The 26,962-nt window shown below is 49.2% G+C and carries 29 protein-coding genes; 19 read left to right on the top strand and 10 right to left on the bottom strand.

The window, feature by feature from the left end:
• Positions 1 to 143: 143 nt before the first annotated feature.
• From obgE to hpt, 4 genes are all read right to left on the bottom strand, one after another.
• Positions 144 to 1,154 carry a GTPase ObgE gene (gene obgE, locus HC229_RS14460; RefSeq protein WP_191021216.1) on the bottom strand — a complete coding sequence of 337 codons (1,011 nt, stop codon included), beginning with the start codon at positions 1,152 to 1,154 and terminating at the stop codon, positions 144 to 146.
• Positions 1,155 to 1,282: 128 nt separating this feature from the next.
• Positions 1,283 to 2,560 (bottom strand): hemolysin family protein, encoded by a 1,278-nt coding sequence (locus HC229_RS14455; RefSeq protein ID WP_191021215.1) that lies wholly within the window; start codon positions 2,558 to 2,560, stop codon positions 1,283 to 1,285.
• A gap of 363 nt (positions 2,561 to 2,923) precedes the next feature.
• Positions 2,924 to 3,496, bottom strand: a complete 573-nt coding sequence (locus HC229_RS14450) for an adenylate kinase (RefSeq protein ID WP_191021214.1) — start codon at positions 3,494 to 3,496, stop codon at positions 2,924 to 2,926.
• Positions 3,497 to 3,546: 50 nt separating this feature from the next.
• A complete protein-coding gene (gene hpt / locus HC229_RS14445; RefSeq protein ID WP_191021213.1) occupies positions 3,547 to 4,077 on the bottom strand; it encodes a hypoxanthine phosphoribosyltransferase in 531 nt (176 codons plus the stop codon).
• Positions 4,078 to 4,246: 169 nt separating this feature from the next.
• On the opposite strand from hpt, the gene HC229_RS14440 reads away from it, so the two are divergent.
• The 4 genes from HC229_RS14440 (at position 4,247) to HC229_RS14425 (ending at position 8,837) form a co-directional block, all read left to right on the top strand.
• Positions 4,247 to 5,515 carry a PQQ-dependent sugar dehydrogenase gene (locus HC229_RS14440; RefSeq protein WP_191021212.1) on the top strand — a complete coding sequence of 423 codons (1,269 nt, stop codon included), beginning with the start codon at positions 4,247 to 4,249 and terminating at the stop codon, positions 5,513 to 5,515.
• A complete protein-coding gene (locus HC229_RS14435) occupies positions 5,512 to 7,593 on the top strand; it encodes a TonB-dependent receptor (protein ID WP_191021211.1) in 2,082 nt (693 codons plus the stop codon). Before HC229_RS14440 ends, HC229_RS14435 begins: the two co-directional genes overlap by 4 nt.
• Positions 7,594 to 7,699: 106 nt before the next feature.
• The gene (locus tag HC229_RS14430) at positions 7,700 to 8,221 is read left to right on the top strand and encodes a DUF5004 domain-containing protein (protein WP_191021210.1); all 522 of its coding nucleotides are present in this window, start codon (positions 7,700 to 7,702) and stop codon (positions 8,219 to 8,221) included.
• 73 nt (positions 8,222 to 8,294) lie between these two features.
• Positions 8,295 to 8,837: a hypothetical protein gene (locus tag HC229_RS14425; protein ID WP_191021209.1), complete on the top strand. Its 543-nt coding sequence runs from the start codon at positions 8,295 to 8,297 to the stop codon at positions 8,835 to 8,837.
• A gap of 7 nt (positions 8,838 to 8,844) precedes the next feature.
• Here the strand turns inward: HC229_RS14425 and HC229_RS14420 are convergent, their stop codons facing one another.
• The 3 genes from HC229_RS14420 to HC229_RS14410 all read right to left on the bottom strand — a co-directional run bounded on the left by HC229_RS14420 (position 8,845) and on the right by HC229_RS14410 (position 10,418).
• Entirely contained in the window at positions 8,845 to 9,345 is a 501-nt protein-coding gene (locus HC229_RS14420) for a DinB family protein (RefSeq protein WP_191021208.1), read from the bottom strand.
• Positions 9,345 to 9,788, bottom strand: coding sequence for a VOC family protein (locus HC229_RS14415; RefSeq protein WP_191021207.1), 444 nt, complete (start codon positions 9,786 to 9,788; stop codon positions 9,345 to 9,347). Before HC229_RS14415 ends, HC229_RS14420 begins: the two co-directional genes overlap by 1 nt.
• A gap of 132 nt (positions 9,789 to 9,920) precedes the next feature.
• Positions 9,921 to 10,418: a DinB family protein gene (locus tag HC229_RS14410; protein ID WP_191021206.1), complete on the bottom strand. Its 498-nt coding sequence runs from the start codon at positions 10,416 to 10,418 to the stop codon at positions 9,921 to 9,923.
• Positions 10,419 to 10,542: 124 nt separating this feature from the next.
• Here HC229_RS14410 and HC229_RS14405 point away from each other — a divergent pair, with 124 nt between their 5' ends.
• From HC229_RS14405 to HC229_RS14370, 8 genes are all read left to right on the top strand, one after another.
• A complete protein-coding gene (locus HC229_RS14405) occupies positions 10,543 to 11,781 on the top strand; it encodes a cation:dicarboxylate symporter family transporter (RefSeq protein ID WP_191021205.1) in 1,239 nt (412 codons plus the stop codon).
• Positions 11,782 to 11,850: 69 nt separating this feature from the next.
• Entirely contained in the window at positions 11,851 to 12,273 is a 423-nt protein-coding gene (locus HC229_RS14400; protein ID WP_191021204.1) for a hypothetical protein, read from the top strand.
• Between the two features lie 7 nt (positions 12,274 to 12,280).
• Positions 12,281 to 12,664: a hypothetical protein gene (locus HC229_RS14395; RefSeq protein ID WP_191021203.1), complete on the top strand. Its 384-nt coding sequence runs from the start codon at positions 12,281 to 12,283 to the stop codon at positions 12,662 to 12,664.
• A gap of 45 nt (positions 12,665 to 12,709) precedes the next feature.
• Positions 12,710 to 13,108: a hypothetical protein gene (locus tag HC229_RS14390; RefSeq protein WP_191021202.1), complete on the top strand. Its 399-nt coding sequence runs from the start codon at positions 12,710 to 12,712 to the stop codon at positions 13,106 to 13,108.
• Positions 13,109 to 13,291: 183 nt separating this feature from the next.
• Entirely contained in the window at positions 13,292 to 14,449 is a 1,158-nt protein-coding gene (locus tag HC229_RS14385) for a 5-(carboxyamino)imidazole ribonucleotide synthase (protein WP_191021201.1), read from the top strand.
• A gap of 93 nt (positions 14,450 to 14,542) precedes the next feature.
• Positions 14,543 to 15,025 (top strand): 5-(carboxyamino)imidazole ribonucleotide mutase, encoded by a 483-nt coding sequence (gene purE / locus HC229_RS14380; RefSeq protein ID WP_191021200.1) that lies wholly within the window; start codon positions 14,543 to 14,545, stop codon positions 15,023 to 15,025.
• 109 nt (positions 15,026 to 15,134) lie between these two features.
• Complete coding sequence (locus HC229_RS14375; RefSeq protein WP_191021199.1) at positions 15,135 to 17,162, top strand: M3 family metallopeptidase; 2,028 nt, start codon at positions 15,135 to 15,137, stop codon at positions 17,160 to 17,162.
• A gap of 140 nt (positions 17,163 to 17,302) precedes the next feature.
• The gene (locus tag HC229_RS14370; RefSeq protein WP_223845623.1) at positions 17,303 to 18,067 is read left to right on the top strand and encodes a LuxR C-terminal-related transcriptional regulator; all 765 of its coding nucleotides are present in this window, start codon (positions 17,303 to 17,305) and stop codon (positions 18,065 to 18,067) included.
• Here HC229_RS14370 and HC229_RS14365 read toward each other — a convergent pair.
• Entirely contained in the window at positions 18,060 to 18,434 is a 375-nt protein-coding gene (locus tag HC229_RS14365) for a YEATS-associated helix-containing protein (protein ID WP_191021198.1), read from the bottom strand. The two genes, HC229_RS14370 and HC229_RS14365, sit on opposite strands and share 8 nt — an antisense overlap.
• Positions 18,435 to 18,569: 135 nt before the next feature.
• On the opposite strand from HC229_RS14365, the gene HC229_RS14360 reads away from it, so the two are divergent.
• Genes HC229_RS14360 through HC229_RS14335 form a run of 6 tightly spaced genes read left to right on the top strand, consistent with a single transcriptional unit; the run spans position 18,570 to position 22,609 of the window.
• Positions 18,570 to 19,073: a GbsR/MarR family transcriptional regulator gene (locus tag HC229_RS14360; RefSeq protein ID WP_191021197.1), complete on the top strand. Its 504-nt coding sequence runs from the start codon at positions 18,570 to 18,572 to the stop codon at positions 19,071 to 19,073.
• 33 nt (positions 19,074 to 19,106) lie between these two features.
• Complete coding sequence (locus HC229_RS14355; protein WP_191021196.1) at positions 19,107 to 19,862, top strand: YqjF family protein; 756 nt, start codon at positions 19,107 to 19,109, stop codon at positions 19,860 to 19,862.
• 51 nt (positions 19,863 to 19,913) lie between these two features.
• The gene (locus HC229_RS14350) at positions 19,914 to 20,723 is read left to right on the top strand and encodes a thiol-disulfide oxidoreductase DCC family protein (RefSeq protein WP_191021195.1); all 810 of its coding nucleotides are present in this window, start codon (positions 19,914 to 19,916) and stop codon (positions 20,721 to 20,723) included.
• 15 nt (positions 20,724 to 20,738) lie between these two features.
• A complete protein-coding gene (locus HC229_RS14345; RefSeq protein ID WP_191021194.1) occupies positions 20,739 to 21,647 on the top strand; it encodes a TIGR01777 family oxidoreductase in 909 nt (302 codons plus the stop codon).
• 2 nt (positions 21,648 to 21,649) lie between these two features.
• Positions 21,650 to 22,129: a hypothetical protein gene (locus tag HC229_RS14340; RefSeq protein WP_191021193.1), complete on the top strand. Its 480-nt coding sequence runs from the start codon at positions 21,650 to 21,652 to the stop codon at positions 22,127 to 22,129.
• A gap of 60 nt (positions 22,130 to 22,189) precedes the next feature.
• Positions 22,190 to 22,609 (top strand): SRPBCC family protein, encoded by a 420-nt coding sequence (locus tag HC229_RS14335; RefSeq protein WP_191021192.1) that lies wholly within the window; start codon positions 22,190 to 22,192, stop codon positions 22,607 to 22,609.
• Here HC229_RS14335 and HC229_RS14330 read toward each other — a convergent pair.
• Positions 22,606 to 22,926 (bottom strand): hypothetical protein, encoded by a 321-nt coding sequence (locus HC229_RS14330; RefSeq protein WP_191021191.1) that lies wholly within the window; start codon positions 22,924 to 22,926, stop codon positions 22,606 to 22,608. The two genes, HC229_RS14335 and HC229_RS14330, sit on opposite strands and share 4 nt — an antisense overlap.
• Positions 22,927 to 23,096: 170 nt before the next feature.
• Positions 23,097 to 23,918: a UbiA prenyltransferase family protein gene (locus HC229_RS14325; RefSeq protein WP_191021190.1), complete on the bottom strand. Its 822-nt coding sequence runs from the start codon at positions 23,916 to 23,918 to the stop codon at positions 23,097 to 23,099.
• Positions 23,919 to 24,057: 139 nt separating this feature from the next.
• Here HC229_RS14325 and gcvP point away from each other — a divergent pair, with 139 nt between their 5' ends.
• A complete protein-coding gene (gcvP, locus tag HC229_RS14320; RefSeq protein WP_191021189.1) occupies positions 24,058 to 26,907 on the top strand; it encodes an aminomethyl-transferring glycine dehydrogenase in 2,850 nt (949 codons plus the stop codon).
• Positions 26,908 to 26,962 lie beyond the last annotated feature (55 nt).

The raw sequence follows: 26,962 nt of genomic DNA, 5'->3' as shown, positions 1-26,962 counted from the left end.
GGGGCGGGCTGCGCCCGCCCCGAACCTAAAAGGATGCCGCTTCCATCCTTCACGCAAACCAGTCGCGATACAAAACCAAAAAACCGCCTTGGGAGCGGTCTTGAAATTCTCAAAGGTTCTAAAACCAATAAGTTTAAATGCCATTATTTTTCTTCCGTGTTCAACATCGCCCACAACTTATCCTTCAATTCCACCAAACCTTGTTGGGCCACCGATGAGATAAACATGAACGGAACGCCCTTCAATCGCTTCTCCACCTCTTTTTTCATCTCTGCTTTGAGTTCCTCGTCGAGCATGTCGGTTTTGGAAATCACGAGCAAACGCTCCTTGTCGAGCATTTCCGGGTTGTATTTGTCGAGTTCGTTGAGCAAGATGTTATATTCGTCCACGATATCCTTTGCGTCGGCAGGAACGAGGAACAACAGCGTCGAATTGCGTTCGATGTGGCGCAGGAAATAATGCCCCAAACCTTTTCCTTCTGCCGCACCTTCGATAATTCCCGGAATGTCCGCGATCACGAACGACTGGAAATCGCGGTAGGCGACGATGCCCAAATTCGGTTTTAGCGTCGTAAACGGATAATCTGCGATCTTAGGCTTGGCCGAGGTCAACACCGAGAGCAACGTCGATTTGCCCGCATTCGGAAATCCGACAAGACCAACATCTGCCAGGACTTTCAATTCCAAAACGATATCGTGTTCTTCAGGCGGCATCCCAGGTTGGGAATAACGCGGCGTCTGGTTCGTCGACGAGCGGAAATGCCAGTTGCCGAGCCCGCCTTTGCCGCCTTTCGCAATCACGCGTTCCTCTCCATCCTCCGTGATTTCAAACATGATTTCGTTGGAATCCTTGTCGCGGACGACCGTTCCGAGCGGCACCTCTATGTATTTGTCTTCTCCATCGTGTCCCGTCGAGCGGGACGACCCTCCGTCCCCACCGTGACCGGCCTTGACGTGTTTGGCGAACTTGAGGTGGAACAGCGTCCAGAGGCCTTTGTTGCCTCTCAGGATCACATGCCCGCCACGGCCGCCGTCGCCTCCGTCCGGTCCACCTTTTTCGATGAACTTTTCGCGGTGCAAGTGCGTGGATCCCTTACCTCCTTTTCCGGATGAAACATATATTTTGACGTAGTCTACGAAATTTCCTTCAGTCATTTTCTGAGTGCCTGAGCGCAAAGTGCCTGAGCAAACGGCTCCGTCTTTGGCTTGATTATTTTACTTCCTTTTGGTTCAATGCGACCGCCGCAACTTTAAACCTTAAACCTTAAACTTTAAACCTTAAATCATTTCTCCTTAACGGATGTCACTAAAACTTTGTCGATCTTGACACCGTCCATGTCGATGACTTCGAGCTCAAAGTTTTGCCATTGCAGTTTTTCGCCTTGTTTCGGGATGCGCGACAATTCGGTCATGATAAGACCCGAAACCGTCGTGACTTCGTAATCGGTAACCATGTCGTCGAGTTCAAAATACGTGAGGAAATCGTGAAGCGGATAATGACCGTCGACGAGCCAGCTGCCGTCCTCGCGTGGGACGAGCTTGAAATCTTCCCCGTAAAAGTCCGACGCATCGCCAACGAGGGCTTCCAAAATGTCGTTAAGCGTGATGATTCCCTGGAAAACACCGTATTCATCGGCCACGAAAGCATAATGGACACCACTTTTCTTGAAGTTTTCCAAAGCGTTGTACGCGGTAGTCTGCTCCATGATGAACGGCGCTTCGACCATGATTCTCGCAATATTGAAATCGGCTTCCTCAAAATGGGCGAAAATGCTTTTGAGGTTGACCACGCCCACGATGTCGTCGTAATTTTCCCCGTAAACCGGATAAATCGAATGCAATTCCCTGAGCATCAATTCGCGCGTCTGTTCTTTATTCGCGTTCAGCGGAAGAAACATGACCGATTTGCGGTGTGTCATCAACGAATTTACTTTCCTGTCGCCGATGTGGAACACGCGCTCCATGATGTCGTGCTCGATTTCCTGGACTTCGCCCCCTTCGGTTCCTTCCTTGATGATAGCTTTGATTTCCTCCTCGGTGACTTTGCCTTCAGCCGATGGCTTGATCATGAAGATTTTGAGCAGAAACTCCGTGGAAACCGTGAGCAACCAGATAAACGGCGCGGTAATGACGGAAATCCATTTCATCGGGATCGAGATCGATTTCGCGATTTTTTCCGGATAGTTCAACCCGATGCGCTTTGGAAGAAGCTCGCCGAGAACCAACGAAAAGAACGTTAAAATCACCACGACGATTCCAACCGACAACGATTCCGCATACGGCTTGAGGCTCTCAAAACCTTCTACGAACGCCTGGACGTCCGCGGTCACTTTGTCGCCCGAGAAAATACCGGTCAAAATCCCGATCAGCGTAATGCCGATTTGAACCGTAGACAGGAACTTATTTGGCGCGTTGGAAAGTTCCAGGGCCGTTTGCGCTCCTTTGTTTCCTTTTTTGGCTGCGTTTTCGAGACGGTTCTTCCTGGCGGAAATCAACGCGATCTCGGACATGGAAAACACGCCGTTGAGAATTATAAGCAATAAAATTATTAATATTTCCATTTTGGGTTGAATCCTGAGAATTGATTGGCTCAGGATTCGAATTTGCGCTAGGCGTCTTTTTTATGTTGTGCTTTTGACCATTAAACCTCGAACAAACGCTTCTGTTCTTTGTTAGGTCACTCTTCTAACTTGCATCGGATTCCATGATTTCACGGATCCCATCCGTTCGTCTCTACTGATCGCTGTTCCTGTTTATCGCAGCCGCTTTTTTCCTCGGAACCAGCCCGGATGGAAGCGGTTAGCTTTTGTGGGTTCGGGTGTATTTTTTGCCGAAGTTCGAGGGCGACCGCAGGAAGCCCGAAGAACGAGTTGCAAAAAAACGCACGAACCTCAAAACTAAGAGCGGACAGCCGGACAAGCTGCTTATAAATTATCGATCACGTTACCCAGACGGCTTGTGATTTCGGCGATCTCGCCAATCCCATCTACCGCGTGGAACTTGCCCTGCTGTTTGTAATAATCCATCAGAGGCGCCGTTTTTTCGTTGTATTCCTGGTAGCGGTTCCGGATTTTATCTTCGTCCTGGTCGTCTATACGTCCGGATGTCTTACCGCGTTCGAGCAAGCGGGCCACCAAAATATTGTCGTCGGCTTCAAGGGCGATCGTGGCCGTGTTTTGCGTGCCTTTCGATTCGAGGAACGCGTCAAGAGCTTCTGCCTGCGAAATCGTGCGCGGATAGCCGTCGAACAAAAATCCTTTTGCGCCAGGGTTGGCGTTTACGGCGTCTATCAGCATTTTCGTCGTCACTTCATCGGGAACCAGATCGCCCTTGTCTATATAGCTTTTGGCGAGATTGCCGAGGTCGGTGCCGTTTTTCATGTTGAAGCGGAAAATGTCTCCGGTGGAAAGGTGGACAAGGTTGTATTTCTCTTTGAGGAATTCGGCTTGTGTTCCTTTGCCGGCTCCGGGTTTTCCGAACAATACGATGTTGATCATTTTAATTAGCGAATGAGTTGATTAGCGAATTAGCGAATGTGTTAGGCCGATTATTCGGCGAGTTGGTAAACGAGTGGCAGGTTGCGCCCTAGGCCGTCGTAATCGAGTCCGTAGCCCACGATGAATTTATTTGGGATGCGGATGCCGACGTAGTCGAGCTTGATGTCTTTTTTGTAGGCTTCGGGTTTGAAAAAAAGCGTCGCGATCTTGAGATGCTTGACGTTCTGGGCCTTGAAAATGGCTTTGAGCGCTTCTATTGTATTTCCCGTATCGACGATGTCCTCGACGATGATCACGCTTCGGCCTTCGAGGCTTTCGTTTAGCCCGATGAGTTGCTTGACCTCATTGGTGGTCGACGTGCCTTCATAAGACGACAACTTCATAAAGCTCACCTCGCAAGGGAATCGGTATTTTTTTAGGAGATCGGCAACGACCATGAACGAGCCGTTTAATATTCCGATGAAGACTGGCGTTTCTTCCTGGTGGTCGTCTTCTATATGCTTGGCCATTTCCGAAATTGCGAAATCAATTTCCTCTTCTGAGATGAACGGCACGAATTTCTTGTCGTGAAGGTGTATCACTTGCGTTTGGGATAAAAGTGCAAATATCTGAAAATGCATCGGGTTCGTGAAATTAAATATACGCAAAACCCACTTTTGGTGCACTGTTAAATAAGTTTTAATGTTTTGGCCGATGTTTCCGGACGCTTTTTATAATACCTAAATTCGACGTGACGCTAAAAAACAACATATGAAAACTACTACACTGATGATTTCAGCTATGGCCGCGATCTTCGTTTCGTGCCAGGGCCAAGTCAAAAAAGAAGAAAAAGAACAATTGGCGAAAGGCCCGGGAAACACCGTCAGGACTGCCATCGGAGATATTGCGCTCCCGGCTCCTTACCAAACCGAATCGGTCACTAACAACAGCCGCGTCGAAGGCTGGCAGCCCAACGAGATGCCGAAAGCCCCTGAAGGCTTTACCGTCACCAAATTCGCCGACAAGCTCGAAAATCCGCGCAACACCTACATCGGCCCGAACGGTGACATTTTCGTCGTGGAAAGCGGCACGCGCTCGAGCAAGAACCAGATCACGATGTTCCAGGACAAGGACAAAGACGGCAAATATGAGACGCGTTCGGTCCTGATCAGCGGGTTGAGCCAGCCGTATGGGATGCTCATCATCGGAAACACCTTTTACATTGCCAATACCGAAGGCGTCTACACTTATCCGTACAAAGCCGGCCAAACGAAGCTCGAAGGCAAGGGTAAAAAAATCCTCGATTTGCCCGCCGGTGGCTACAACAATCACTGGACGCGCAACCTCATCGCAAATGCGGACAATTCCAAGATTTATGTTTCGGTAGGATCGGCGAGCAACGTGGGCGAATACGGAATGGACAAGGAAGTGCGCCGTGCGGCCATTCTCGAAATCAACCCTGACGGAAGCGGCGAAAAACTATATGCGGACGGACTTCGCAATCCTGTAGGCATGGACTGGAATCCCGTGACCAAGGAATTATGGACGGCCGTCAACGAACGCGACGGTTTGGGCGACGACCTCGTTCCGGATTACATCACGTCCGTCAAACGCGGCGGATTTTACGGCTGGCCCTATTCTTATTTCGGACAAATTGAAGATCCGAGAATGAAAGGCCAAAAACCCGAGCTTGTCAAAAAGGCCATCGTTCCTGATGTTCCCGTCGATTCGCACACGGCTTCGCTCGGAATCGCATTCTACACTGGCGACAAATTCCCGGCGAAGTACAAAAACGGCGCTTTCGTAGGCCAACACGGGTCTTGGAACCGATCCAAACTCAGCGGTTACAAGGTGTTGTTCGTTCCGTTCGACAATGGAAAGCCAGGAAAACCGGAAGATTTCCTTACCGGATTCGTACACAATCTCGACAAATCGCGCGTTTACGGGCGTCCGACGGATGTGACGGTAATGCCTGACGGATCGCTTTTGGTCAACGACGACAGCGGCAACACGCTTTGGCAGATTTCCGCAACGAAATGAGTATCCGACATTCAATACAATATGCGCCTTTACTCCTACTGGCGCATATTTCCGTTTTTGGGCAAACGGATTCGACTTCGGTCAAACTCGACGAGGTCAGGATTTCAAACTTCCATATCAACGATAGCCTGATGAATGCGCCGGCTGCGATCGGATTTCTTTCCCCGGCCGATCTCAAACGCAATAACAATGTAGAAATCGCAACGGCCATGAACCGCATTTCGGGCGTGTTGATGCAATCGGGGACGTTGAATACCAACAGGATTTCCATTCGTGGGATTGGGGCGCGCACGCCGTTCGGAACCAATAAAATCCGGGCGTTTTACGGCAATATTCCGCTTACTTCGGGCGATTCGGAAACTACGATCGAAGATATCGACGTCGAAAACATCCAAAGCGTCGAGATCATAAAAGGGCCGCTGTCGAGCGTTTACGGAGCCGGCTTGGGCGGGGCGATTTTGCTTCAGCCTAAGACAAGGAGTATCGATGGACATGCAGCGCGGATAAGTGCGACGGCCGGTTCGTTCGGATTATTGAAAAACACCGCCACTTACGGTTTTGATTCGAAAACGACATCGATGAACCTCAGTTATCATCGGCTGGAATCTGACGGTTGGCGCCAAAATTCGCGCTACAAACGGGAAGGCGTGACCCTGGCCGGGGAACTGTTCCGGCGCGAAAATTCCAAACTGACGTATTTCGGAAATTTTACGGCTATGAAAGCGTTTATTCCGAGTTCGATCGACAAGGCGACATTCGAGAACAATCCGCGAGCCGCCGCCCCGACCTGGCTTGCCTCCAAAGGATTTGAGCAATACGATGCCTGGATCGCGGGATTATCGTACGAAACAAAGATTGCCGGAAGTTTGAGAAATGCGACTTCGGTTTTTTACAACCACAAGAAAAGTGACGAGCCGCGTCCGTTCGATATTTTGCGACAGAATACGTCAGGTTACGGCGGCCGGACACAATTTAGCGGCAGGATCGCTTCGGACAAGATCAATTATTTGGTCGGAGGGGAATTATTTCGAGACGGTTTTGAAGGAAAAAATCTCGAAAACCGCTATCAGCAAAACAACGGAAACGGAAGCCTCGTTGGCCAACAACTGGCCGGGAACGACCAAAATCGGACGATCGTAAATGCGTTTGCCCAGCTGAGGCTCAAGCCGTTCGAGCAATTCGAGGTTCAGGCCGGCGTCAACTACAACAAGACGAAATTCGATCTCGAGACGACGTTTCCGATTGCCGATCGCGCATCTGAAACGTATGAATACGATGGAATCTGGACGCCTCAATTGTCGGTTTTGTTCCGTCCGACGACTGATGCGAACCAAACCTTTTACGCCTCGGCCAGCCGCGGATTCTCGATGCCCGCCGTCGAGGAAACCCTCAATCCTGACGGTTCCATCAACCAGGACATCAAACCCGAGAGCGGCTATAATTTCGAACTCGGCGGGAAATTCCTGTTTTTCAGCAAGCGACTTTACGTCGAGTTCGCGTTGTATAATATGGAAATCCGCGATTTGCTCGTGGCCCAACGCATCGGGGACGATCAATACGTTGGCGTCAACGCCGGCAAAACCTCACATCGCGGCATCGAGCTTTCGGCGGAATACGACTGGCGTCTCTCAGGCGATTGGTCGCTGCGACCGTTTGCCAACGCGAGCGTCGGGCGTTACCGATTCGAGGAATTCTTCAACAACGACGTCGATTTCTCCGGAAAAAAACTCACGGGCGTTCCGTCAAATTCCGCCAACGCGGGCCTTATGCTCAATTGGGCGAAAGGTATTTACGTGTCGATTGACTTTAGATACGTGGACGAAATTCCAATGAATGACGCCAACACGGTTTACAACGACTCATATCGCATCTGGAATTCGAAGTTGGGCTATCGATTGCCACTGTCGCAGCGTTTTGGATTCGAGGTTTACGCGGGAGTGAATAATTTCGGTGACGAAAAATATGCGTCGATGATCCTTCCGAATGCGTCAGCTCCGCCAAACGGGGCGCCACGCTACTATTATCCGGGTGCGCCGGTGAACTATTTCGGCGGCATTTCGGTTAACTGTAACCTTTGAATTATCGCGTTTCGGTAATCTTGTAAAATCGTAAGAAATTTATGTAACAATGCCCTTGATAGCGCTCTTAACTTTGCCATCAGATTAATTTAAAACTAACACAACAATGAAAAAGAGTAATGTATTACTAGGGCTATTCGCGATTGCGGCATTGAGTATCACTTCATGTAGCGACGACGACAGCAACGGAAACGGCGGGTCGATCGCAGGGACGTACGATCTTGAAGAAGTGAATATCGCAAACCCTATCGATTTTGATGAGGACGGGGACACGAACCGCGACCTTACCGAAGAATCAGATTGCTACGACAGCGGAAAAATCAAGTTGAACGCCGACAACACGATGACGTATACTTACAGCCGCGTCACGATCGATGAAGCACTCGGAACAGACGATTGCGCTTCCAATACTTTCAACGGGACTTGGGAATTGCAAGGACAAACAGGATCGACTACGTTCATCACGGCAACGTACACAGATGAAAACAATGACAACGTGCCGATTCAACTTGTAAAGCAAGGAAACGAGTTGACGTATACGCCGTTGATCGGTCAATATCCTACGCGCAACAACGACGGAGGAGCTGAATACGCGACAGGATCTGTCGAGTACGTATTCAAAAAATAAGAACTTACCTGAATTACAATAGAAATCGCCAAAAGAGGTCGGACACTTGTCCGGCCTTTTTTATTTTTGCGATATGGATTTAAGGTCAGAAATTCACAACAGCACGGCACACAGGCCGATCCGAGACAGAATTTCGGGCTATGTGCTCGAACATCACGAGGAATTGGAAACGCTTTTGGGCATGTGTCTCGACGTTTCGGATGAAGACCACCACAAAGCGTGTTGGAATCTTGAACTCGTCCTGGAATCGAGGATCGACTGGCTGCAACCTCATCTTAAAAAATTCTGCGATTCGCTTGTCGATTTTACCGACGACAGCGCGCTGCGTTCCATATCAAAAATTTGTCTTTTTATTTCCCAACGCGAATTTACCTCTAGAGGAAACGGCAATTTCGCTACGGACGAACAGCTGCGAAAAATCGCCTCGGCCACGTTCGACTGGCTCATCGACGAGCGAAAGGTCGCAACCAAAGCCTATGCGATGCGCGCCCTTTACTTGCTCGGAAAGCGATACGATTGGATCTATCCCGAACTCAAGGAAATCCTGTCGAAAGATTTTCCGCACCACTCCGCCGGATACAAAGCCGCCGCAAAACAGCTGCTAAGGCGATTATGACGCGATTTTAATTCAACGCCTTCCGAATATTTTCCATTTGCCGAACATGCCGCTGGGTGTGGAACAGCACAAACGAAAGGAACTCAAGGCGCGTCATCGGTCCGAAACCCGGAATTTCAAAACCGAGACAAATTCGCGACATATCCAGGTTCGCGGCCAGTTCGCCGAGCGTTCGTAAAAAATCCTTGTAAAACTTCAAGTAATCTTGGCGATCGTACGTTTTCTCTTCAGGAACGATGGATTCCGGCGACTCGTATTTTTTGTCGAAATCGAGAAAAACACCGGCGACCATTTCTATTTTTTCTTCGGGATCGCGGTCAGACGCCGCGGTTTCGGCGGCAAAGAGCTCGGGAATGCCTTCAATTGAAAGTTTCACATGCTCGGCGACTTGTCCGCCCGTCCAGCTTTTGGCGAATGGGACGGCGTTGAATTCCGCATCAGAAAACGACGAAACCGCCGCGACCATGCTTTCAAACGTCGGACTTATTTGTGAGGTTAGACGTTCCATTATTCGCAATCGACCATCCATTGTATCCCGAATTTGTCTGTGAGCATGCCCCAGTGTCCGCCCCAATCTGCGGGAGCGAACGGCATCAGTGGCATTCCGTCCCGGGAAAGCGCATCGTATAATTTCTGGCCTTCGGCAACGTCGTCGGCCTGTATCGAAATCGAGAAATTGTTGCCGGGATTGAACGGAAATTGTTCGTTTGACACGACATCTGTGGCCATCAGCACATTTCCCGTAGGAAGCGGAAACGAGATGTGCATGATTTTGTCATCGGATGGCAGTTCCATTCCTGCGCAACCTTGCTGGTCTTCCGGATTGTCAGACTTCGGAAGGTCGCCGAAACGCACGAGCGAGGAGAATTCGCCTCCAAAAATGGATTGGTAGAATTGGAAGGCTTGTTCGGTTGTGCCTTCGAAATTGAGGTAAGGATTGATTGCTTTCATCGTTGAATTGTTAAGTGTTGATTTTTATTCCGTTGAACGCCACAGGTTTGGCTAAGTTTCGGGAGTTCATTTTAATTAGGATTTCGGTTCGACTTTCGACATACGAAGTTCGGATCTCGTCCCGGTCTTCCCTCACATGTACCGCATAGGCGGGAACCCGAGGAGGCGTCTCCACAACGCGATTTGCCCGATGCAGTTCGCCTCCCGATAAGTTTGAAACGAAATATATTCGTAGTTCGTCATTTTTATGTCGCCCATCTCGAAAGTTTCGTCGAGCTTCCCGCTAGGAACCGCCGAGAGAATTTCTCTTAGTATCGGCGAGATTTTCACCCAGTCCGCTTTAAAATCGTCAAGCTTCGGATAGTCGATTCCGTCTTGAATGCCCTTGTGGCCGTCAAAGAGCGTATGGTTTTTCTGTTTGACGTCGGCGCCAAGCCAATTGGCGAGATCAAATCGCTCCTGCACCAGGCTCCCGGCGAGCCAGGCGATGTGGTTGGCTTGCGTCCCGAAACGGTTCTGAGCCGACGAATCGTCGATTCCGTCCAATGCGAATTTAAAAAAGTCAGTGTGCATGTCGTAAAGGGTCAGTTGACCTAAAAGACGGTTATCGGTTGCGTTGGCAGTTTCCATAATGACTTGTTTTTCAATATCGTAAAGTTATGTAACCCGACGCGATACGGATGCGTGCGGAAGCGACAAGCTAAAGGGTTATTTGCGACATTGATTCAATCGGAATTAAAAAGTAACTTCGCATATGGCCGAAACCCTTCCGAAAAAAGAATCCGTCGCCTTCGCGATTCTCACCAACCTCACTTTCTGGGTGCTTATCGCCATTGTCGCGGGCGCACTGCTCGGCCATTACGCGCCGGAAATCGCCGTGAGCATGAAACTCATTGGCGACTGGTTCATCAAAATCATCAAAATTTTTATTGCGCCCATCATATTCCTGACGATCGTTTTAGGGATAAGCGGCATGGGCGATTTGAAAAAGGTTGGGCGCATCGGTGTGAAATCCCTGATTTATTTCGAGATCGTCACCACGTTCGCCCTTGCGATCGGCGTGGCGGTAGCGGTCCTGATCCAACCCGGCAAGATCGATAAAACGAATCTGTCGGTGCAAGATCCTTCCCTATATACTTCGGGCAAAACCGACTTTAGCTGGCTGCAGTTCTTCCTCGACAACCTGACGCTGCAGGTACTTATCGCGGCTATTGTCGTCGGGATCGCCCTCAATTATTACAGCAAGCGACAACAGGTCGTCGACGCGTTTTACGTTTGTTCAAAATATGTGTTCCGCGCGCTGAAGATCGTCATGTATCTGGCGCCTCTCGGTGCGTTTGGCGGCATGGCGTTCACCGTCGGGAAGTTCGGTTTGCACACGCTGATCCCGCTTGGCAAACTCATGCTCACAATGTACATTACCATGGGATTGTTCGTATTTGTCGTACTCGGAAGCATTTTGCGCTATTACAAAATCCGGATTCTCGATTTTCTCGGATACATAAAAGCGGAACTGCTGCTGGTTTTGGGAACCTCGTCTTCAGAAAGCGCGCTACCGAACCTAATGGAAAAACTCGAAAAGATGGGTTGCAGCAAATCGGTCGTAGGATTGGTCGTGCCCACGGGTTATTCATTCAATCTCGATGGCACTTCGATCTACTTGTCGATGGCCGTGATTTTTTTGGCGCAATTGTATGACGTACACCTCACGTTTGGCGAAATCCTGACGGTGATCGGTTTGTTGATGGTTACCTCAAAAGGTGCGGCCGGCGTTACCGGAAGCGGTTTTATCGTGCTTGCGTCGACGCTCACCGCCATACACAAAATTCCGGTCGAGGGCCTTGCGTTCCTGCTCGGCGTCGACAAATTCATGAGTGAGGCTCGTGCGATAACCAACTTTATCGGAAACGGAGTGGCCGCGATCGTCATCTCTAAAAACGAGGGTGAATTTTCAGATTTCGGAAACGATATTCGGAAACTTAAAAATCTGTAAGTCATTTTGCTTTTTGGATAAAACGAACAACTGCTAAATTTGCCATATTAGAACCCTAAATCTACCAATATGAAAACAACCTGCTTCACTATCTTATTCACACTATTCGCCTTGAGCTCTAATGCCCAGGTTTCGGTCAACGTCAACGTAGGATCGCCTCCCGCCTGGGCGCCTGCCACTCCAGCCCGGACAGAATATTATTACTTGCCCGATATCGATTCTTATTACGATATTCGCACGACGGAATACATTTACGTGACCAAAGGCAAGTGGATACGTTCGCGGTCGCTTCCGGTGGCACATCGCACGTATAATCCGTACAAAGGGCGTACGATCATCATCAACGATTACCACGGCCGCTCGCCTTACGTGAATTATCGGACACATAAAGTAAAATACAAAGGCGGCAAACACGCCGTCGTAAAAGGCAAACATCGCGGGCACGGAAAGGGCCATGCCAAAGGTCACGGAAAAGGCCACGACAAACATTGAGAAAACAATGATCAACAAATATTATCTATCGCTGCTGCTTTTTATCGGATTGTTCACGGCTTGCGACCAATCGGATGGAAATGACCGCACTCCCGTCGAATACCGGATCCTCGCCGGGGCCAACCAGGTAACTTCGATTACGTTCACGGGTGCGAATGGCCAACCCGCCCAGGTAAGCGCATCCGACCTCGCGGACAACTGGACTCAAAAGATTTGGGTTGTAAAACCGTTCAACGCGTCGGCTACGGTCGCCTTCAGCAATCAGACCGCCTCCGATGCGGAATTCGTCATGCAGATCTACTCCCGCGACCAAAACCTGGCGACTGTCGTAGACACGATTACAGCCATGACCGATTCGACGGCGGTAATTTCAGCGGCGGTAGCGAACTGAATTCGGTCGGTTTTTCGATCTTTGCCTTAATTAAAATCAATTGCTATGAAAAACAAATCTAAAATCGTTACCGGATTTTTTGCGGTAGTGTTCGCTGTTTCCTCGCTCGTATCGTGTAGCGGGGACGATTCTCCTTCCGGAACACCGGTGCGTTATTCCCTTTTCACCTCTTCTGAAATGATCCAGTCGATTACCTTCAGGGATCGCGACGGAAGTATGCGTACGGTTGCGCTTGAAGCGGTGAACCTTGAATGGGGCAAGACGATACGTGTCGAGGCGCCTTTTGCCGCGGCGGCATCGGTCCAGTTTGACAATGATTCGCAGGCCACGCAAACTTACACGCTCAAAGTTTTCGTAGACGGCGAGCTGGCCGACTCCGAAGAAGGAACGGTAAGCGCCGGCGTAACCGGAGCGGCAACCGTCAATGCGAACGTGACGGAATAATCAGAACCAAGTAAGGACGGCCCAAAACCGTCCTTTTTTATTTTGGCGCGCGATCCGGCCACCGCATTTGCATCCTAAAAAATAACCGTTTGGACGCATTGGGCCGATCTGCTTTTCGGTTTTAAAAGTTATCTTTGTGCACATGGGGCCGAAAGGCTTACTGACGCAACCAACACAACTATCATGAATTTTTTCTCTTCCGATTTCAAACTCGGTATTCTCGGAGGCGGCCAGCTCGGCAAGATGCTTTTGTACGAAACCCGAAAGTTTGACATCCAAACCTATGTACTCGATCCCAGCGACGAAGCGCCTTGTGCGATCGGTTGCAACAAATTCTACCAAGGCAGCCTGACCGATTTTGACACGGTTTACGAATTTGGCAAAAAAGTCGACGTCCTCACCTTCGAGATCGAAATGGTCAATATCGAGGCCTTGGAACGGCTCGAACAAGAAGGCGTCAAGGTATATCCTTCCCCGACAACGCTCAAGCAAATCCAGAACAAAGGTTTCCAAAAAGATTTTTACACAAGACATAACATTCCCACGGCGCCTTACAAAAGGTTCGCGACCCTGGCCGAACTCAAGGGTCATTTGGAGTCCGACCGCGACGTCACTTTTCCTTTCATTTGGAAAAGTGCGGAATTCGGTTACGATGGAAATGGCGTAAAAGTCATCCGAAAAGCCGCTGATCTCGACGGTCTGCCCGATGCCGAATGCATATCCGAAGAAATGATCGCGTTCAAAAACGAACTCGCCGTCATCGTCTCGCGCAGTGCCTCGGGAGCGATCGAGACTTATCCTGTCGTCGAAATGGAATTCCATCCGGAGGCCAATCAGGTTGAATATGTGATTTGCCCGGCGCGGATTCCGGAGGAAATATCCCAAAAGGCGCGTCAGGTCGCACTTGAAGTTTCCCGGAGGTTCGACCACGTCGGATTGCTTGCCGTAGAAATGTTCCAAACCCAGGACGATGAGATTCTTGTCAACGAGGTCGCGCCACGTCCGCACAATTCCGGTCATTACTCGATCGAGGCCAGTTATACGAGCCAATTCGAAAACCATATCCGCGCGATTCTCGACTTGCCGTTGGGAAACACGAATAGCAAACTGGCCGGAATCATGGTAAATCTCGTGGGAGCCGAAGGTTTTTCGGGTAACGTCAAATATGAAAACATCGAGCAAATCCTTGATATTCCTGGTGTGACGCCGCATATTTACGGGAAGAAACAAACGCGTCCGTTCCGCAAAATGGGCCACGTCACCATCGTAAATGAAGATATGGCCAAGGCGCGCAGCATCGCGGAAACGGTTAAAAACACTATAAAAGTAGTTAGCGAATGAAGGAATTAGCGAATTAGCGAATGCCGCAATACCGCTGAGATTCGTTACTTCGCCGTTCATTCGCTAATTGTCAAATTTGCTAATTCGCTAATTATGAAAGTTGCCATCATCATGGGCTCCATTTCCGACCTTCCGGTCATGCAGGACGCCATCGACATACTCAAACAGTTCGATATCGAGACCGAGGTAGACATCGTTTCGGCACACCGAACGCCAGAAAAACTATTCGATTTCAGCAATAATGCGCACAAACGCGGTATTTCGGTGGTGATCGCAGGCGCTGGCGGAGCGGCTCACTTACCCGGAATGGTCGCTTCGATGTCACCACTTCCCGTTATCGGCGTTCCCGTGAAATCGAGCAATTCAATCGACGGATGGGATTCTGTCCTGTCGATTTTACAGATGCCCGGCGGTGTTCCGGTCGCGACAGTGGCGTTGAACGGCGCCAAAAACGCGGGAATCCTCGCAGCCCAGATCATCGGAAGCGCCAATAAAGACGTGCTTCAAAAAATCGTCGCTTACAAAGAAGGTTTAAAACAAGCGGTGCTTAAGGCTTCGGACGAATTAAACACATAATTTTATTAGCGAATTTGGCAATTAGCGAATTAGCGAGTGCTCTTGAAGCCGCTGAATTTGGTATGTCGGAAATTCGCTAATTGTCACATTCGCTAATTTGCTAATTACAATGAATATACTCTCCCAAAAATTCACCACGAAACACGATACCGCGCCTTTTTCCAAAATCAAGAACGAGGATTTTCTCCCGGCTTTCAAAGATGGAATCGCATCGGCTAAAAAAGAAATCGACGACATCACCTCGAATCCCGCAGCGCCTACCTTCGAAAATACGATCGAAGCACTTTCTTTCTCGGGTGACCGGCTCGACCGCATCTCGAACATTTTTTTCAACCTGCACTCGGCAGAGACGAACGACGAAATCCAGCAGATCGCCCAGGAAGTGTCGCCTTTGCTTAGCGAATTTGGCAACGATGTTCGCCTGAACGCCGCACTTTTTGCACGCGTCAAATCGGTTTGGGAGCAGAAAGATGAACTCCACCTCAATGCGGAGCAGGCCACATTGCTCGATAAACAATACAAAAGTTTTTCGCGAAACGGTGCGAACCTGCCCGAAGAAAAAAAGAACGAACTGCGCGAGATCGACAAAGAATTGTCGCGCCTCAGCCTTGAATTCGGAGAGAATGTGTTGTCCGAAACCCATGCATACCAACTGCATATCACGGACGAAAGCGATCTGTCCGGATTGCCCGAAGGCGTCATAGAGGCCGCAGCCGAGACCGCAAAAAGCGTGGAGAAACAAGGATGGGTTTTCACACTGGATTATCCGAGCTATGTTCCGTTCATGACGTACTCGGACAAGCGCGAACTGCGTAAAAAACTGGCGATCGCCTTTGGCTCGAAAGGTTTCCAGAACAACGAACTCGACAACCAGCAAATCGTCCTTAAAATAGCCAAACTGCGTTTCGAACGCGCCAAGTTGCTGGGCTACGAGACGCACGCTCATTTCGTGCTCGAAGAACGCATGGCCGAAAATCCTGCAAAAGTCAGGACGTTTCTCGAAGAACTGCTGGCAAAAGCACGTCCTGCCGCCGAACGCGAATTCAAGCAACTTTCCCAATTCGCCAAAGAAAAGGACGGGATAGAAATACTCGAAAAATGGGATGGCGCCTATTATTCCGAAAAACTCAAGCAGGAACTTTTCTCGCTTGACGATGAAAAGCTCAAGCCGTATTTCAAGCTCGAAAATGTGTTGCAAGGCGCATTCACCGTGGCCAACAAATTGTTCGGATTGACGTTCGTCGAAATCAACGATATCGACAAATACCACCGAGATGTCGTCACGTACGAAGTCAAAGACGCGACAGGACGGCTTGTTTCCATTTTTTACGCCGATTTCTTTCCCCGCAAGGGCAAGCGGAACGGTGCGTGGATGACTTCGTTCAAATCGCAGTTCATCATCGGCGGCCAAAACGAAAGGCCTCACGTTTCGATTGTGTGCAATTTCACAAAACCGACCGAGACCAAGCCGTCCCTTTTGACATTCAATGAAGTCACGACGCTCTTTCATGAATTCGGTCACGCGCTCCACGGCATGTTGGCCGATACGACGTATCCGAATCTATCGGGAACTTCGGTATATTGGGATTTCGTGGAATTGCCAAGCCAGATTTTCGAAAACTGGTGTTACGAACCCGAAGCCTTGGCATTGTTTGCGCACCATTATCAGACAGGAGAAGTCATTCCACAGGAATTCATTTCAAAAATCAAGGAATCTGCGAGTTTCCAGGAAGGAATGGCGACGCTGCGACAGTTGAGTTTCGGGCTTTTGGACATGGGATGGCACGGACAGGACCCGACGGCGATTACCAACCTGAAAGCATTTGAAACCGAACAATTTGCCACCACCCAATTGTTCCCTGACGTGGCCGAAAATGCCATGAGTACGTCGTTTTCCCATATTTTCCAAGGCGGATATTCCTCGGGCTACTACAGTTATAAATGGGCTGAAGTGCTCGATGCCGATGCTTTCGAATATTTTAAGGAACAGGGAATCTTTAATTCGGAAGTGGCCCAGAAGTTCAAGGAAAACGTATTGTCGAAAGGTGGAACGGAACATCCGATGACGCTGTACAAGCGCTTCCGCGGAAAGGAGCCGAAACCCGACGCACTGTTGAGACGGGCCGGGTTGCTGTAGGTCCGATTGTCATGAATTTTATTGCCGGCGGCAGGTTTATCGAATGTTTAAATCGGATTTTACGGTTTTCCTCATTCCCAAAGAATTTTGCCGCCGTATCTTTGAAAAAATGACGCGGCACGCCTCCAAAAGTCAGTTGTATGGGTTTATCATTTTACAGTGAAGCGCAAAAGGTTTGGGATAACATCACCCGCGATGTCTCGGTTGACAACCATGACTTCGACTTGGCCGTGCACCGGAAAATGTTCGACATCTTTCACGTCGGAGAGTATTATTACTACGTGTTTGACATCAAAAACCTCGAGTTTAAGTTCCTTAGCAAGGGTGTCGAAAAGGTTTTGGGTTTTCCTGTCGAACAGGTTTCCATCCCGTTTATTATGTCACTGATCCATCCTGACGACCAACCTGTTTTCCTGAATCACGAGGCGGCCATGATCGATTTTGCCAAAAGCCTCGACAACGAAAAGCTACCGAAATACAAGATGAGTTATGACTTTAGGCTTCGGACGTCTTCGGGTCTGTACAAACGGATTTTGCAACAGGTCGTATCCCTGAAATATGACGAAAGCAATAACTTGTTGTATACGTTCGGCGTCCACACGGACATCTCCCATCTCAAAAAGAACAACGAGTCGATCCTTTCGTTCATCGGACTCGACGGCGAACCTTCTTACATAGACGTCAAGCCAAAGGAAATCTATAAACCCTCAACAGAACTTTTTACGCCGAGGGAGCGGGAGATCTTATTGCACATCCTCAAAGGCGAGCAAAGCCAGGAAATCGCCGACAAGCTTTTTATCAGCAAGCACACGGTAAACACGCATCGAAAAAATATCCTGGCTAAAACCAACACCAAAAATACCATCGAACTCGCGATAAAAATCGTAACCGAAGGACTTATCTAACGGCCGCCTGACCCTGAGAAGATTGCGGCTTGCGCCAAGACGTGGCACGCATTATAAAGTGGTAGCCGAACATCAAGATGACGACCGACAGCATAAAGCAGATGCAACCTGCCAACATTAGATTGAGTAAGTCCTGACCTGATGGGATGAACAATTCCGAATAAAGCATCGTCAAAAGCAACACGCCGGCACCCGATACGCAAACGCCGAACAGCAAGCTCTTCAAAAACTCAACTTTTCTCCATTTGATCGCGACGTTGTTCATGAGATAGCCCACGAATCCTCCCAACATTCCCGCCATAACGAAAACGCCTACCGTGACCCACGGCTGGGTTGAAAACATGGATGTTACCAACAAGGCACTCATAACAACAGATTTTGAAATCCAAATTTGGCGAACCTTTCCCAACGAGCCAATACCTAATTATAGTGATTTTATTTTGTTACAGAATAAAGTTTCAGAAATATTTGAAAGTTTAAAATATATTCTTAAATTTGGGATATGGAACTTGAACAAGCAAAACGAAGATTTATTGACTCCTGGGGCGCACTCGGTTCGCAATGGGGCATAAACAGGACGATGGCCCAGATTCACGCATTGCTTATGATCTCTCCCGACTCGCTTTCGATGGAAGAAATCATGGAGGATCTTTCGATATCGCGCGGCAATGCCAGTATGAACCTTCGCGGACTCATGGATTGGGGCATCGTGCACAAAGAATTTAAGCCAGGCGAACGCAAAGAGTATTTTTATGGGGAAAAGGATCTGGACGAACTCGCCGTCAAAATTGCCCGGGAACGCAGCAAGCGCGAGATAAAGCCGGCGTTGAAGGTGTTGAAGGACGTCTCGTCGATCGATCCCGGGGCGTCGTCGGAGAAGAAGTATTTTACCGAACAAACCGGGAAATTATACGACTTCGTTTCCAAGGCCGACAACATGCTCGAAAAAGCAACCGAGTACAAAGACAATTGGCTGGCCCAGCTGGTTTTGAAGATTATGCGATAAAAAATTGACGCTCCAACATTTTCGAATATTAATATGACCCGATTTTTCCCTTACTTTAAAAAAAGCCAGCAACCCAAGCGATTTCTCGATGCGCAGTGGCGTCATCTGGCGTTCGCCAATTACGAGGTTCGTCCCGAAGTGCTGCTTCCCTATTTGCCTGCCGGAACCGAGCTCGACTTGTGGAACGGCAAATGCTACCTGAGCCTCGTCGCTTTCCTGTTTCTCGAAACCCAGGTTTTTGGCGTGAAAATTCCGGGCCATGTAAATTTTGAAGAAGTCAACATCCGGTTTTATGTAAAGCGTTTTGACGGCACGAACTGGAAGCGGGGCGTCGTGTTCGTCAAGGAGATCGTGCCGCGCACGGCAATTGCTTTTATCGCGAATACATTTTATAAAGAGAAATACGAGCGGCTTCCGATGACGCATCGTTTTTTGGAATCCGATGCTGCGATGAATTATTCGTTCGGATGGAAAAAAGGCGGCAAATGGAACACCTTTTCGGTCGACACCAAAAAAACTGCAACTCCCATTTTGGAAGGCTCGGAAACTGAATTCATTACCGAACATTATTTCGGATACTCGCGCCAAAATGCCGATACCACGTTCGAGTATGAAGTTACGCACCCGCGCTGGCAGCAATTTGAGGTTACCGATTATGCGATAGATGTCGATTTCGAATCCGTGTACGGAACTGCGTTCGCTTTCCTCAAAAACCTGGAACCAGTCTCTGTATTCCTCGCAGATGGTTCCCCGATTACCGTCCAGAACAAAATCCGTATAACCGCATAAAAAAATTTACCGAAATGTTTCAATTTTTTCTGAAAGTTTAATATTTACATTGTGAAAACCTTGACCAACCAAACTCTTATCTATGACGAAGATTGTCCGCTGTGCCGGGCTTACAGTAGTGCATTCGTCAAAACCGGAATGCTCGACAAAAACGGAAAAATGCCGTACTCAGCGCTTCAAACCTGTTCTTTTATCGACCGCGACCGGGCCGCCAACGAAATCGCGCTTGTCGACCTCGCCAACAGCAAAACCATTTACGGCATCGACAGCCTGCTTGCCGTGATTGGAAATTCGTTCCCGCTGGTGGAAAAAATCGGGAAAACCGCTCCTGTCCATTATCTGCTGAAAAAACTTTACCGCTTCGTTTCATACAACCGGAAAGTAATCATGCCCAACACCAGAATGGCGATGGCGCGCGTTCAATGTCTTCCGGACTTCAATGTCCGCTACCGCGTTTGCTATCTTATATTCGCAACGATCCTCACGGCGATTACCCTGAACGCTTATGCCGGTTTGCTTCCGCAAATGAAAACCAGCGGCCTTCACCTCGAAATCACACTCGCTTTCGGGCAGATCTTCTTCCAGGCGCTGTTCCTGCTTCACAAAGGCTTCAGGACGACGCTCGATTACGCCGGGCATTTGTTGACGGTTTCGCTCATGGGAGCGCTGCTGTTGTTGCCGATGCTTATTGCGAGTCGTTTCGTGACGTTGGGAGAATTCGTCTCAACGAACTATTTCCTGCTTGTCGCAAGCGCGATGTTTATCGAGCATTTCAGGCGCGTCGATCTGCTTGGCCTGCCGAAAATATTGTGTGCGACCTGGGTTTTATACCGCGTCCTGTTTCTGATCCTATTCTTTTGACTAAATTCCACAACCATGAAAAAAATGATAATTGCCGCCGGAACCGGGTTTCTCGGCAACGTCCTGATCGAGCATTTCAAAAAGTCCTGTGAGCAGATCGTGATCCTGACTAGAGGAAAATCAAAAGTGGACGGACATATCCGTTACGTGAATTGGGATGCGCGCAAAATGACGGGTTGGGAAACCGAACTCGAAAATGCCGATGTGCTCATCAATCTCGCCGGAAAATCAGTAGATTGCCGGTATACGGACGCCAACAAAAAGGAGATTTTCGACTCCCGCATCGACAGCACTTCCGTACTGAACCTGGCCGTCAGGACTTGCGCAAATCCGCCACAACATTGGCTGAATTCGTCTACTGCCACAATTTACAGCCACTCGCTCGACAAGCAAATGGATGAGACTTACGGCGAGATCGGAACCGACTTTTCGATGGATGTCGCCAAAGCGTGGGAAGCCGAATTCTTTAGTGTCGAAACTCCTAAAACGCTTAAAACGGCGATGCGCACCTCGATCGTACTCGGCAAAAAAGGCGGCGCTTTGCCTCCGCTCAAAAAGCTGGCGCGCTTCGGATTTGGCGGAAAACAAGGGAGCGGCCGACAATTCATCAGTTGGATACACGAAAAAGACTTTGCGCGTGCGGTCGAGTTCTGTATAACCCAAAAGCTTGGCGGATGCGTCAATGTGGTTGCTCCGGAGCCTATCCGGAATGCACTGTTCATGCGCACATTGAGAACCGTCCTGGGCGTCGCGGCCGGCGTTCCGGTCGGCAAAAAAATGCTCGAATTCGGGGCAAACATAATGGGTACGGAAACCGAGCTGATCCTAAAAAGCCGAAACGTAGTCCCGAAGCGACTCAACGACAGTGGTTTTCGGTTTGTGTACGGAACGTTGGAAAAAGCACTTCACAATCTAATTCGCTGATTATGGACGCTATCGCTATTAGAAAAGCCGTCGAAAAAATTGGAAGCCGGGAAGCCTATCTGGCTACGGGAATCGCGCTCGCCATAGACTTTGGCATTCTCGCATTTTCACTCTGCCAGGACAAATCGGGGAACGTTGACGTTGGAGCAATTTGGAGCTACGTCATATTCGCGTTCTGGCTTGTCGTATTCGGGCAACGCTTCGGCAAAAGAACAGCGCGCTTTATATCGACCCATTTACACGCTTCCTGGCTGGCAGGTATTTTTTGCGCTTTTTTGACATTATGGGTCGCAAGTTCCGTCACCGGAATGTTCTGCTGGGTTTTTGGTGTCGCATCATTTCCCACCGAGCGAAGTCTCGACAACTTTTGGCTTTGCGCGGGCGTCATGCCAATCGTAATGATCGTGTACAGCAGCGTTTTTTTGTTCGTGCACGGCATTTGGTTCGGCAGCAGGATCGCATCAAAAATCAACGAATTATGACCAAATTATCGCTTACGACGCTAATCGATATTATCGCTTACGACGCTAATCGATGCACCAATGCAGCGGGTTTTCGACCTGTCGCGTTCTTTAGAAATACATCTCGAATCGACGGCCCAGACTTCTGAGAAAATAATCGGTGGAAAAATGCAAGGCCTTTTGCAATTGGGCGAAACCGTCACCTGGAAAGGACGCCACTTCGGGCTTTGGCTGACGCACGAAAGCAGCATCACCGAAATGCAGGCGCCTCAATTTTTCGTAGACGAAATGGTGTCCGGCCACTTCAAGTCGTTCCGTCATGAACATCATTTCGATGAATCGTACGGAAAAACCACAATGCGAGACATCATTTCGTACGACACGCCGCTAGGATTGGCAGGCGCTGTTTTCGACAGACTCGTATTGAGGCAACACCTCGATCGACTGATGACGACACGCAACCAATTTATCAGGCAGATGGCGGAAAAGGCTGTGCGTTAAAACTCCACTTTTCCCTGTCGCCTCACGACAAGCCCATAAGTTATGGAAAGCAACAGTGCCGGCAGGAACGAAACGCACCACGAAAACAACCCGCGCAATTCAACGGGGACGCCTCGCATAATGTGATCGAACAACGCATGGACAAGCATGTAGGAAACAAGTGAAAAGATGATCCCGAACAACATGCTCTTGATGCAGTTTTGCCTGCCGCGTTTTACCGATGGAAGCATCAAATAGGCGAACAGCCCTGCAAGTACACCAGAAGTTGTGATGATGGCCAACAAAACGTCGGTTTCGGTTAAGTGGAGAAAATTCATAATTAGCAATTTTGGGTAGCTTAAATTACGAAACCAAAAAATAGGACACAATGCGAATTTTCACTTTTAACTAATTCAGCGTGAATTTTTAACCAAATTCATCGTCGCCACTATAACGTTATCGTTACATCTTGCTAAACTTCAATATTTTAAGACAAAATGTTAATTTTTTAATTTTTTATCACCAGCCACAACAAAAGCCACCATCCAATCGTCAAACTTTCCACGAAAAGCATCGTATAGTATTTTCCGCGCCTCTCGTTGGCGAGGAAAAGGCAAACCACTACGGCTGAACCGAACGCCACATTACACCAAAAAATAGGCTCACTTTTGTGCGTCTTCAACAGTTCCAGTGCTAAAAGGATCGCCATCAGCGCCAAGCCCAACCACTTTGTCCTGGCGATTCCGATTTGTTGAGGAACGGTTTTCAAGTGCGGATCGTCCCAAGCCAAATCGATGATCTCGAAAATAAACAGCAATACCACTACGAGTATGAAGCGCTGTATCGCGGTGACGTAAACGTCCAGGGTAACGGCTTCTCCAGCATTGACCATCGGGAGCACTACGGTGACGCCTACCCAGCTCAAGGCCACGAAATAGATCTTGAGCCCGGCCCAGTCGCGTGCGGTTTTGCGGTTCGGAAAAAAAGGCAACGTGTACAATGCGGTAATACCGAAAACGGCGACCGAAACGATCTGCGTCGGGAATGTCAATTGGAAAAAAAAGTAAGCCGTGCCGAGAAAACTCGCGAAGCTCAACGCAATGAAGGCTTTCATTCGCAAACTGAACTGCGGTTTCCCGCCTCGGGCGATGGCATCGTATTTCACGAAGTTGTATCCGACGATCGTCCCAAAAAATCCAAACCACGACACAGACGGATCGAACGGCAAACCCATCCGGATCGTCGTTACCTGTATCAACGCAAACACTGAAAGGGCCACGATCACACTGCCGTGGATCACAAAGTCGACGAGTCTCACAATTGGCTTCATTGCCCTAAAATTACGGACTGTATCGACAAGGTAAGCAATTGGTTGAAAAATTCCTAAAAATCAGCGTTAAAGCCAGTTCAATTTTTGCAAGTATTCAGTACTTTTGTGGCACTTTAAACAACACGCATTTTACCCTTTTATGAGAACAGACGCTTTTGCATTGAGGCACATCGGACCACGCGAGAATGATGTACAGAAAATGTTGAAAACCATTGGTGTAGATTCCATCGAACGCCTGGTTTACGAAACGCTCCCGGACGATATCCGCCTCAAAGCCCCGCTCGACCTCGAGCCTGCGCTTACCGAATACGAATTCTACAATCACATCGTGGCTCTTGGCAACAAGAACAAGGTTTTCAAAACCTACATCGGGTTGGGTTATCATCCGACGATCGTTCCCGCGGTAATCCAACGCAACATTTTCGAAAACCCAGGCTGGTATACGGCTTACACGCCTTACCAGGCAGAAATCGCACAAGGCCGACTCGAAGCGCTTCTGAACTTCCAAACGACTGTCATTGAGCTTTCGGGTATGGAAATCGCCAACGCTTCCCTTCTCGACGAAGGAACGGCTGCTGCCGAAGCCATGGCGCTTTTGTTCGACGTAAGGACGCGCGACCAGAAAAAGAACAACGCCAATAAATTCTTCGTTTCTGAGGAGATTTTGCCTCAGACACTTTCCGTACTGGAAACCCGTGCGACTCCAATCGGAATCGAACTGGTCATCGGAAACCACGAGGAATTCGCTTTCGCGGATGATTTCTTCGGGGCGATCCTGCAATACCCGGGTAAATTCGGACAGGTTTACGACTACGCCGGATTCATCCAAAAAGCAAAATCCAAAGACATCAAAGTCGCGGTCGCAGCCGATATTTTGTCGCTCGTCAAATTGACATCTCCCGGAGAAATGGGCGCCGACGTCGTGGTAGGAACCACACAGCGCTTCGGAATCCCTATGGGTTACGGCGGACCTCACGCCGGTTTCTTCGCCACAAAAGAAGAATACAAACGCTCAATGCCGGGTCGCATCATAGGCGTTACCGTCGACGTGAACGGAAACCGTGCGTTGCGCATGGCGTTGCAGACACGCGAACAGCATATCAAACGCGAAAAAGCCACATCAAATATCTGTACCGCCCAAGTACTTTTGGCGGTCATGGCCGGAATGTACGCGGTTTATCACGGTCCGAAAGGATTGGGTTACATTGCCGATAAAGTCCATGCTTCTGCCGTCACCACAGCCGATGCCTTGAACAAAATCGGAGTGTACCAAACCAATTCCCACTTTTTCGACACGATCCTCGTCAAAGCGGACGCATCCAAAGTGAAAGCGATAGCGGAGAAACACGAAATCAACTTTTATTATGTCGACGCCGACACGATTTCAATTTCGTTCAACGAAACGACGTCGCTTCACGATATCAATCAAATTGTCGCGATTTTCGCTGAAGCCGTCGGAAAAGAGACAGTAAAGGTCGCTGGACTCGCCTCGGATACGAATTATCCGGACAACCTCGAAAGAACTTCGGGATTCCTCAAACACGAGGTCTTCAACAGCCACCATTCAGAAACGGCCTTGATGCGCTACATCAAAAAACTTGAGCGCAAGGATCTCGCGTTGAACCATTCGATGATTTCGCTTGGTTCGTGTACGATGAAACTCAACGCCGCCGCTGAAATGTTGCCGCTTTCGATGCCGCAATGGAACAGCATCCACCCTTTTGCGCCAGTGGAGCAAGCCGAGGGATATCTGACGATGCTCAAAAAACTCGAGCACCAACTCAATGTGATCACGGGTTTTGCGGGTACGTCGCTTCAACCAAATTCCGGAGCCCAAGGCGAATACGCCGGATTGATGGCCATTCGCGCATTTCACATCGCCAATGGTGACGGACATCGCAACGTTTGTCTTATCCCGGCTTCTGCCCACGGGACGAACCCTGCGTCTGCGGCCATGGCAGGCATGCACATTGTCGTGACCAAAACCATGGAGAACGGAAACATCGATGTCGAAGATTTGCGTGCAAAGGCAATCGAACACAAAGCCAACTTATCGTGTGTGATGGTTACCTATCCGTCGACTCATGGCGTTTATGAAGCGTCGATCATCGAAGTCACGAAAATCATACACGAAAACGGCGGACAGGTTTATATGGACGGAGCGAACATGAACGCCCAGGTCGGATTGACGAACCCGGCCACGATAGGTGCTGACGTTTGCCACTTGAACCTGCATAAAACGTTTGCCATTCCTCACGGAGGAGGCGGACCTGGAGTCGGGCCGATTTGCGTAGCCGAACATTTGGTTCCTTTCCTTCCGACGAATCCGATCATAGCCACAGGAGGTGACAAAGCGATCTCTGCGATTTCTGCCGCACCTTACGGATCGGCTTTGGTTTGCCTGATCTCTTACGGTTACATCACCATGCTTGGGGCGGAAGGTTTGACTTCGGCTACGGAGCACGCCATTTTGAACGCCAATTACATGAAAGAGCGCCTTTCCGGGCATTACGAAACGCTTTACACAGGCGAAATGGGACGTGCGGCTCACGAGATGATCATCGAGTGCCGACCGTTCAAGGAAAACGGAATCGAAGTGACCGATATCGCCAAACGCCTTATGGATTACGGCTTCCACGCTCCTACCGTCTCGTTCCCGGTCGCCGGAACGCTCATGATCGAACCAACCGAATCTGAAAACCTCGAAGAACTGGATCGTTTTTGCGATGCGATGATTTCAATCCGCAAGGAGATCGCCGAAGCGACATCTGATGACAAGAACAATGTCCTGAAGAACGCGCCTCATACCCTGGCGATGTTGACTTCGGACACTTGGGATTTGCCGTATTCGCGTGAAAAGGCTGCTTTCCCGTTGGAATATATCGCCGACAATAAATTCTGGCCATCGGTTCGCCGCGTTGACGATGCTTACGGTGACCGGAATTTGATTTGTTCCTGTGCGCCGATCGAGGCTTACATGGAATCGTAAATTAGTCGATTGCTTTTTTGAACCATTAAGGACATTAAGTTCATTAAGATGCGAA

The organism is Flavobacterium selenitireducens (assembly GCF_014748335.1).
Taxonomy (GTDB): Bacteria; Bacteroidota; Bacteroidia; order Flavobacteriales; family Flavobacteriaceae; genus Flavobacterium; species Flavobacterium selenitireducens.
The sequence above is the reverse complement of the archived record's forward strand: the minus strand, read 5'-3'. Positions and strand labels throughout refer to the sequence as shown.